Annotated in this window: 5 protein-coding genes; all 5 read left to right on the forward strand. The window is 62.9% G+C overall.

All coding sequences use genetic code 11. From position 1 onward, the window contains the following. Positions 1–192 precede the first annotated feature (192 nt). On the forward strand, positions 193–1050 hold the full coding sequence (locus tag Taqua_RS12300) for a BrxR family helix-turn-helix transcriptional regulator (RefSeq protein WP_144326899.1): 858 nt from the start codon (positions 193–195) through the stop codon (positions 1048–1050). Continuing rightward, on the forward strand, positions 1037–3937 hold the full coding sequence (locus Taqua_RS12305) for an SNF2-related protein (RefSeq protein ID WP_144326900.1): 2901 nt from the start codon (positions 1037–1039) through the stop codon (positions 3935–3937). The genes Taqua_RS12300 and Taqua_RS12305 overlap by 14 nt, the downstream gene beginning before the upstream one ends. A 42-nt stretch (positions 3938–3979) precedes the next feature. Beyond that, the gene (locus Taqua_RS12310; RefSeq protein WP_144326901.1) at positions 3980–7273 is read left to right on the forward strand and encodes a DNA methyltransferase; all 3294 of its coding nucleotides are present in this window, start codon (positions 3980–3982) and stop codon (positions 7271–7273) included. Further along, the gene (locus Taqua_RS12315) at positions 7273–8385 is read left to right on the forward strand and encodes a Fic family protein (RefSeq protein ID WP_144326902.1); all 1113 of its coding nucleotides are present in this window, start codon (positions 7273–7275) and stop codon (positions 8383–8385) included. Before Taqua_RS12310 ends, Taqua_RS12315 begins: the two co-directional genes overlap by 1 nt. A 109-nt stretch (positions 8386–8494) precedes the next feature. Beyond that, a complete protein-coding gene (locus tag Taqua_RS12320) occupies positions 8495–9274 on the forward strand; it encodes a DEAD/DEAH box helicase family protein (RefSeq protein WP_221933944.1) in 780 nt (259 codons plus the stop codon). Positions 9275–9364 lie beyond the last annotated feature (90 nt).

The raw sequence follows: 9364 nt of genomic DNA on the forward strand, positions 1-9364 counted from the left end.
AGACCAGCCTCCGCCCGCTTGAGCGCGTCGATGATCTGGCTGTCAGTGAAACGCGATTTCTTCATCGTAGAGATTCTCCTTCGAGACTCTCTACTTCTCAGCGCACTGGTTTTGCGGGGGGATTACCTTACAACCCAACCAGAAACTGGTCGAATACAATTCCGATATGGGTCACGATACTGGGGTGCAACGGTGGGAGGAACGCAAGGCAGCGTTCGATGGGGCATCGAGCGCCGGCTCGAGTTCATCGAGTTCCGGCTGTTCTGGGAAGGCCACGTCAACCGCGCCGACCTGATGGCCGCTTTCGGGATCTCGATCAACCAGGCATCCACCGACCTGAACCGCTACCTCGGCATGGCGCCGGGCAACATGGTCTACGACAAGAGCGCCCGTGCCTATGTCCGCGGCGACCGCTTCGAGCCCCTGTTCCTGAAACCGGACCCGGCCAGCTACCTGTCCCAGCTGCGGTCGATCTCCGACGGCATCGTCACTCAGGAGGACACCTGGATCGGCCAGATCCCCGCCTTCGATACGGTGCATAGCCCCGCCCGGGGCATTGACGCCAGCCACCTGCGCGCCGTGCTCCAGGCCATCCACAACAGGCAGGCCATCGAAGTCGAGTACCAGTCCCTTTCCAGCCCCGCGCCCCGCTGGCGCTGGATCGCACCGCACGCCATTGCCTTCGACGGCTTCCGCTGGCATGCCCGGGCGTACTGCTTCACCGACGGCTGCTTCAAGGACTTCCTGCTGGCGCGCATCCTCGGCATCCGGGACAGCCGCCCCAGTGATGTGGATCGCGGCCAGGATGCCGACTGGCACACGCACGTCACGCTGAAAATCGGCCCGCACCCCGGGCTGTCGGATGCACAGAAGAAAGTGGTGACACTGGATTACGGTATGCGGGGAGGCAAAGCCAGCATCACCGTCCGCAAGGCCCTGCTCTACTACACGCTCAAGCGTCTCGGGCTGGACACTGACCCGTCCACCCGGAGCCCGGCGGACCAGCAGATCGTGCTGTTGAACAGGGAGGTGCTCAGTGGCCTCGCCTGATGTCATCTCCCTGACCCCGCACCACGCCAAGTACTACGCCTATGACCTGACCCGTCGGGCGGCCTCGGGCATGGATCGCCTCTCGATGGCGCTCTTTGACGCCTCGGTGGACCTCAACCCCCACCAGATCGAGGCGGCGCTGTTCGCGCTCCAGAACCCCCTATCCAAGGGCGTGATCCTTGCCGATGAAGTCGGCCTCGGGAAAACCATCGAGGCCGGCATCGTTCTGTGCCAGTCCTGGGCCGAGCGCCGGCGCCGACTCCTGGTCCTCTGCCCCGCGTCGCTGCGCAAGCAATGGGCGCTGGAGCTGCAGGAAAAGTTCAACCTGCCCGCGGTCGTCCTGGACGCCAGGGCATACAGGCAGGCCCGCCGGGAAGCCCGCAACCCGCTGGACCAGGGCGCCATCCTGATCCTGTCCTACAACTTCGCCCATTCCATCCGGGACGAACTGCGGGCCATCCGGTGGGACCTCGTCGTCATCGATGAGGCGCACAAGCTGCGCAATGCCTACCGCCCCAGCAACAAGGTGGGCCAGGGCATCCGCTGGGCCACGGAGGACTGCCGCAAGCTGCTGCTGACGGCCACGCCCCTGCAGAACTCGCTGCTGGAACTGTATGGCCTGTCGACCCTGATCGACGAGCACCTCTTCGGCGATGTCGATGCCTTCCGCGCGCAGTATGCGGGCGCCGGCAGCGACCTGGGCGCCCTGCGCCAAAGGCTTTCGGCATTCTGCAAGCGGACCCTGCGCAACCAGGTCACCGAGTACATCCGCTACACCGAGCGCAAGCCGGTCACCCGGCCCTTCCGCCCCACTGACGAGGAGCACGCCCTCTACGAAAAGGTGTCCGGGTTCCTGCGGCGCGAGGACAGCTATGCCCTGCCCCGCCGCCAGCGACACCTGACGGCGTTGATCCTGCGCAAGCTGCTCGCATCGTCGTCGGCCGCCATTGCCGCCACCCTGGACATCCTGCGCCAGCGGTTGCAGGCCATGCTCGACGAGCGCACTTCCGGCACCGACGACACGGCGGACCTGGCCGAGCTGCTGGCCGAGAACGAAGAACTGGAAACCGACCTGCTCGACGAGATCCTCGGCGAGGACGAGGACACGATCCCAGGCCGGGATACCGATGCACCGGTCGACCGCCAGAAACTGCGGGAAGAGATCGCCATCCTCGCACGCCTTGCCGAAGAAGCCCGCAGCATCCGCGTGGACACGAAGAGCCGCACGCTGCTCAAGGCGCTGGAAACAGGGTTCGAGCAGATGGCAGCGGTCGGTGCCGCGCGCAAGGCCGTCATCTTCACCGAATCCCGGCGAACGCAGGAGTACCTGAAGCAGTTCCTCGAGGCCAACGGCCATACCGGCCAGCTTGTCCTCTTCAACGGAAGCAACAACGGCCCCGGGGAAACCGCCATCTATGAGCGCTGGCTCGAGCGCAACCGGGGCTCGGACAAGGTCACCGGCTCCCGCGCGGTCAACATGCGCACGGCCCTGCTCGAGCACTTCCGCGACCACGCCGCCATCCTCATCGCCACCGAGGCGGCAGCGGAAGGCCTGAACCTCCAGTTCTGCTCGCTGGTCATCAACTACGACCTGCCCTGGAATCCGCAGCGCATCGAACAGCGCATCGGCCGCTGCCATCGCTACGGCCAGAAGCACGACGTGGTGGTCATCAACTTCCTCAATGAGCGCAACGAGGCCGACCGACGTGTTCTGGAGCTGCTGGAGCAGAAGTTCAACCTGTTCAGCGGCGTGTTCGGCGCCTCCGACGAGGTGCTGGGCACGATCGAATCCGGCGTGGACTTCGAAAAGCGCATCCTCGCGATCTACCAGGAGTGCCGGACCCCTGAGGAGATCGACGCCGCCTTCAAGGCCCTGCAGGCGGAGATGGACGAACAGATCCGCTCGCGGCTGGAAGACACCCGACGGGCGCTGTTCGAGCACTTCGACGAGGACGTGCACGAACGGTTGCGCATGCGGCTTGCGGATGCCCGGGCCCGGCTGGACCGGGTCGGCAGGCGCTTCTGGTCGCTCACGCGCCACGTGCTGGCCGACCAGGCGCGCTTCGATGACGACGCCTTCACCTTCGAACTGGTCAGCCCGCCCCTCAAGGACATCCCCGCCGGCCGCTACCACCTGATCTCCCGCGTCCACCCGCAGGCGGAGGGTGCCGGCCAGTTCCTCTACCGGCTCTCGCACCCCCTGGGCGAGCATGTGCTCGCCCAGGCGCGGGATGCCGATACACCTGCCGCCGAAATCCTCTTCGACATCAGCCGCCACCCGACCCGTATCGCCGTTGTCGAAGCCCTGCGCGGTCAGCGCGGCTACCTGACGCTCACCCGCCTGACCATCGCGTCCTACGAACGGGAGGAGCACCTGCTGTTCTCGGGCTTCACTGACGATGGAGCGCCGCTGGACCCGGAAACCATGGAGAAGCTGTTCCAGTGCGGCGGCCACGTCGCAGGCACCGCAACGATCCCTGACACGGTTTCCCGGCGTCTGGCCGCAGAGAGCGAGCGCCATGCACAGGCCACCCTGAGCCGCTCGCTGGAACAGAACAACCGCTATTTCCACGAGGCGCGGGAGAAGCTGGAACGCTGGGCCGACGACATGGTGCTTTCCGCCGAAAAGGCGCTGGCCGACACCAAGGAACAGATCAAGGCCCTGCGCCGGCAGGCACGACAGGCCACCACGCTGGCCGAGCAGCACGCGATCCAGGAGAAGCTCCAGAAGCTGGAACGGCAGCAGCGCCGCCAGCGGCAGGAGATCTTCCGCATCGAGGACGAGATCATGGAAAAGCGCGACCAGCTGATCGACCAGCTGGAACAGCGGCTGGCGCAACGCACGCACGCCGAAACCCTTTTCACCATTCGCTGGGCCATCGTCTGACGAAGCGACGCGCCCGCCCAGGATCCACAGGACAACCACGCAATGAGCCAGAAATACGAAAAACTGAAAACCCTGCTGAAGGAGCTGTTCCAGCTCGACCAGCCGGAACTGGACTTCGGCATCTACCGCATCATGCATGCCCGGAGCGCGGAGGTGACGCAGTTCCTGGACAAGGACCTGCTGCCGCAGGTGAAGCAGGCGTTCGCCCAGTATCGCACCGCCGACAAGGCCGAACTGGAGAAGGAGCTGGCCAAGGCCATCGAAGCCGCCCAGGCCCTGGGCGTCGATCCGGAAAGCACGCAGAAGGTCAAGGACCTGCGCGCCCGCCTGGCCAGCGAAGCTGTGGACACCGGGGCGCTGGAAGCCGAGGTCTACGACCACCTCTACAGCTTCTTCCGCCGCTACTACTCCGAAGGCGACTTCCTGAGCAAGCGCGTCTACAAGCCCGGCGTCTACGCCATCCCGTACGAGGGCGAGGAGGTCAAGCTCCACTGGGCCAACGCGGACCAGTACTACATCAAGACCAGCGAGTATTTGCGGGACTACGCCTTCCGCCTGCGCCCGGAGGATGAAGCGAACCCCATGCGCGTCCACTTCAAGCTCGTGGACGCTGCCGAAGGCGAGCACGGCAATGTGAAGGAACAGGCGGGCAAGGAGCGCCGGTTCGTGCTGGCACCAACGGACTTTCTGAAAGAAGTACATGACGGCTCATCTGGCGAGCTGGAGATTCGATTCGAATACCGGCCAGTCTCGATCGCCGACTGGCCGGAAGAGCGACGGATCGAAGAAGAGAAAAAGGAAAAGCCCAAGCCGCCGAGCCAGGACGACCTTGTGGGTTATGCCGTCGAGCGTATCCTTGCCGCCCTGAAAGAGCGTGGGTTGCAGGATTGGCTACAGCAGCTTGCGCAACCGGCACCGACCGAAAAGAACAAGGAACGCACCCTGCTCCAGAAACACCTGGAGCAGTACGTCAAGCGCAACACTTTCGACTACTTCATCCACAAGGACCTGGGCGGCTTCCTGCGGCGCGAGCTGGACTTCTACATCAAGAACGAGGTCATGCACCTCGACGACGTGGAAAGCGAAACCGCGCCGCGCGTCGAGCAGTACCTGTCCAAGATCAAGGTCATCCGCCGCATCGCCCACAAGATCATCGACTTCCTGGCGCAGCTGGAGGACTTCCAGAAGAAGCTGTGGCTGAAGAAAAAGTTTGTCGTCGAGACCAGCTATTGCATCCGGCTGGGCGTGATCCCCGAGGAGTTCTATCCGGAGATCGCCGCGAACGATGCGCAGCGCGAGGAATGGGTGCGGCTGTGTGCGATTGACGAGATCAAGGGCGACCTGACGACGCCGGGATATAGTGTGCCGCTCACAGTCGGGTTTCTAAGAGCACAGCCGACACTGATGGTTGACACCAAGAACTTCTCTGTCGCCTTTGTTGATCGCCTATTGGATGTTGCGACGGACGAAGTAGAGGAATCCGACGGGATACTCATTCATGGTGAGAATGCGCATGCGCTCAGCCTATTATCGAAGGCATTTTCGCGGCGCGTTGAGATCACGTATATCGATCCACCGTACAACACTGAGCACGACCGTGCCACCGGAAAGTTCCTATATAAAGACAATTACGACCACTCCAGTTGGCTAACTATGATTTCTGAGCGTCTTGATCGATGGCGGCCGTTGCTCAGCGAAACAGGAGCGTTCTTTATGAGCATCGACGACAATGAACTTCATCGATCAGTCTCGCTCCTAGAGGAGAAAAATCTGACGCTTCATGGTCTCTTGACTTGGCGTCGCACAAGGACAGGAGGTCACCTCAGCAACGTCTTCAACCAATTGAGCGACTACGTTATCGTTGCGACCGCTCCTGATGGTCAATATCTCTTTGGAGGGCAAGCAGACCCTGAAGAGTCGCAGCCTCTCAGCAAGGCCACCAATCAGATCAAACAACTCGTGTTCCCCCCTGGATCAATTGAGTTTCTTGATTGCGAACGAGGTCTCGTGAAATCAGGGACGATGGGCGCATCTAGCGCTCCAGTCCAAGTCGTTCACGACTTCGAGATAGTTGATGGAAAAAACGCAACGACAACGACACTTGAAGGACCTTTCGTCTGGACGCAATCAAAGCTCGAATCAGAGCTAGAAAACGGGGCCAGAATCATCATCAAGCGTCTGCACAATCTCAACCCTCGATTTCTGAGGCAACCAACAACACATAAACCACTTCCGAGCTTAGCGGATGAGCAGTTTGTCGTAGGAACCAACGAAGATGGCTCTGCCGCCCTCGACGCGTTGTTTGGATCATCACATGCCGCGAGCTATCCCAAACCTGTCCGCTTGGCGGAGCGGGTCGTAGCCAGCAAAAGCTATTTCGTTCGGGATTTGTGGGCATTGGACTTCTTCGGAGGATCCGGCACCACAGCCCACGCCATCATCAACCTCAACCGTGAAGACGGAGGACAGAGAAAGTTCATTCTCGTCGAACAAGCCGACTACTTCGACACCGTGCTTCTGCCCCGTCTGAAGAAGGTCACTTTCACCCCCGAATGGAAGGACGGCAAACCCAAGCGTTTCGCCACAGCCGAGGAAGCTGAACGCAGCCCGCGGATCATGAAAGTGATCCGCCTCGAATCCTACGAGGACGCGCTGAACAACCTGGAACTGCGCCGCTCCGAGGCACAGCAAAGCCTGCTCGACAGCCCGCAGGCCCAGGGGGCGGACGGCTTCCGGGAGCAGTACCTGCTGCGCTACATGCTGGACGTGGAAACGCGTGGCAGCCAGTCGCTGCTGAATGTGTCCGCCTTCATGGACCCCACGGCCTACAGGCTGAAGGTCAAGCGCCCGGGCTCGGACGAGTCCCGCGAGGTGAATGTCGACCTGCTGGAGACCTTCAACTGGCTGATCGGCCTGAAGGTGGACCACATCGCCGCGCCGCGCACCTACAGCGCCGCGTTCCGCCGCGACGCCGACCCGGACCTGCCGGCGGACGCGCCGCGCCGACTGCTGCTGGACGGCCGCCTGAAGGAGGACCCGGAAGGCCCGTGGTGGTTCCGCACCGTCACCGGCACCACGCCGGACGGCCGCCGCACGCTCGTCATCTGGCGCAAGCGCCCCGGCGGCGAGGCCCCGGAAGGCATCGAGCGCGACAACCTGGTGCTGGACGAGTGGTTCCGCAAGCAGGGCTACTCCAGCAAGGACAGTGAATTCGACCTGATCTACGTGAACGGTGACAACAACCTGGAAAACCTCAAGGCCCCGGATGACACCTGGAAGGTGCGCCTGATCGAGGAGGACTTCTTCCGCCTGATGTTCGATACGGAGGGGGTGTAATGGCTCCGGTCCATTACCACGAGGGCCGGTTCCCCCCGCGGGAGCTGGACTGGCCGCGGCTTATCCCGCTGATCGGTCCGGCGGCCGCGGCAGTCGCCCGTTATGATGGCATGCTGGCCGCCGTGCCGAACCCGGACATCCTGCTCTCGCCGCTGACCACCCAGGAAGCGGTGCTCTCGTCGCGTATCGAAGGTACCCAGGCCACGATGGGCGAGGTGCTGGAGTTCGAGGCGGGCCGGGAGGACATTTCCCCCGAGCGCCGCGAGGACATCCGCGAAGTACTGAACTACCGTGCGGCAATGCGCGAGGCCGAGCGACTCCTGGCAGAGTTGCCCCTGTCCCAGCGGGTGATCCGCGAGATGCACCGGGTGCTGCTAGACGGGGTGCGGGGCCAAAATAAGGCGCCGGGGGAGTACAGGCGCATTCCCAACTGGATTGGCCCAAGCGGCTGCGCCATCGAGCAGGCGAGGTTCGTCCCCATCGGCGCCGACAAGCTACCCGATGCCATGAGCGCCTGGGAGAGATACCTGCACGAGGAGGCGCCAGACCGGCTGATCCAGCTTGCCATCCTCCACGCAGAGTTCGAGGCCCTGCACCCGTTCCTGGACGGCAACGGCCGGCTGGGGCGTATGCTGGTGCCCCTCTTCCTGTGGCAGAAGGGCCTGATTCGGCGGCCCATGTTCTACCTCAGCGCCTGGCTGGAGGCACACCGGGACGAGTACTACGAACGGCTGCTGGCCGTCTCCCGGGACGACGACTGGACGGGATGGTGCGGCTTCTTCCTGGAAGCCGTGCGGACCCAGGCTGAGGAGAACCTGCGTCGTGTTCAGGCCATCCTCGAACTGCATGGGAGCCTCAAACTCCGCCTGCCGGAGATGACCCGCTCCCAGTACGCGGTCCACGCCCTGGAGTGGCTGTTTGCCCGCCCCATCTTCAGCGCCTCGGACTTCGTCCAGATGGCCGGCATCCCGGCGCCGACCGCCCGGCGGTTTCTGGGCGTCCTCAAAAAACACAAGATTATCAAAGAGTTAATGGAGTCCAGCGGGCGCCGCTCAGCGGTGCTGGTTTTTCCGGCGCTGCTCAACATCGCCGAAGGCAGGGAGGTGTTTTGATGCTCACCCATTCACAACAAGGCGCCTTGTCGATCACTTTGTTATCAAAAATGATCAACAAACGCCGTAGCTGCTATCCAGTGAGCGACAAGCGGAAGGAGGCTGCCTGATGCCGCGCGGACGTCCTCGCAAGAACGATGCAGCTTCGCCCAAGGCGTCTGCGCGCGGCCGGGCCGCCGCGGCCCGCGCGTCGTTGCCGCTCAACCGCAAGCTCGCCCTCAACCAGTGGCTGCTCGGTCTGTTCGGGGTCGAGCGTTTCGACCAGCTTGCCGCCCATTTGAAGGATGAGTCCCTGGAAGGGCTGGATGCGGACAACATCCACCGCTTCCACCACGCCCTGTGCCTGCACCTGCCCCCGGAGAACAGGCCGGAGCTGACGGACGAGCAGCTGCTGGAGTACGACCAGGCCATCGTTTCGGTCACGCAACACCTCAACGACCGGCGCATCACCCGGGGCGAAGAACCGATCGTCTGGAAGTACTTCCAGTACCTGGCGCTGCTGTTCACGGAAATCTACCTCGACCGCTACTTCCGCGACCCCGCCGGCCTGCGGCAGGCACTCAATGCGCGCGTTGCAGCGCTGAACGAGAACATCCCGGAAGCGGACCGGATCGCGGCACTGGAGGAGTCTGAGGACCCTCGCCTCCAGCTCAACAAGATCGCCTTCTGGATGGCCACCGGCAGCGGCAAGACGCTGCTCATGCATGCCAACATCCTCCAGTACCAGCGGTTTCTGGAAACACATGGTCTTTCGCGCGAGCTGAACCGGATCATCCTGCTCACGCCCAATGAGGGGCTGTCGCAGCAGCATCTGCGCGAGTTCCAGAAGTCGGGCATCGAGGCGGAGATCTTCCGACGTCCCCCCGCTTTCAGTAGCGGTTCGATCTAGAGTCCGGGTTGGATGGTAGCCGATGCCAGTTGCCTGGCGTAGGCGCTCGGTGTCAGTCCGCCCAATGCCTTCTTGGGTCGCTCCTCGTTG

Source organism: Tepidimonas aquatica (genome assembly GCF_007556585.1).
GTDB lineage: Bacteria > Pseudomonadota > Gammaproteobacteria > Burkholderiales > Burkholderiaceae_C > Tepidimonas > Tepidimonas aquatica.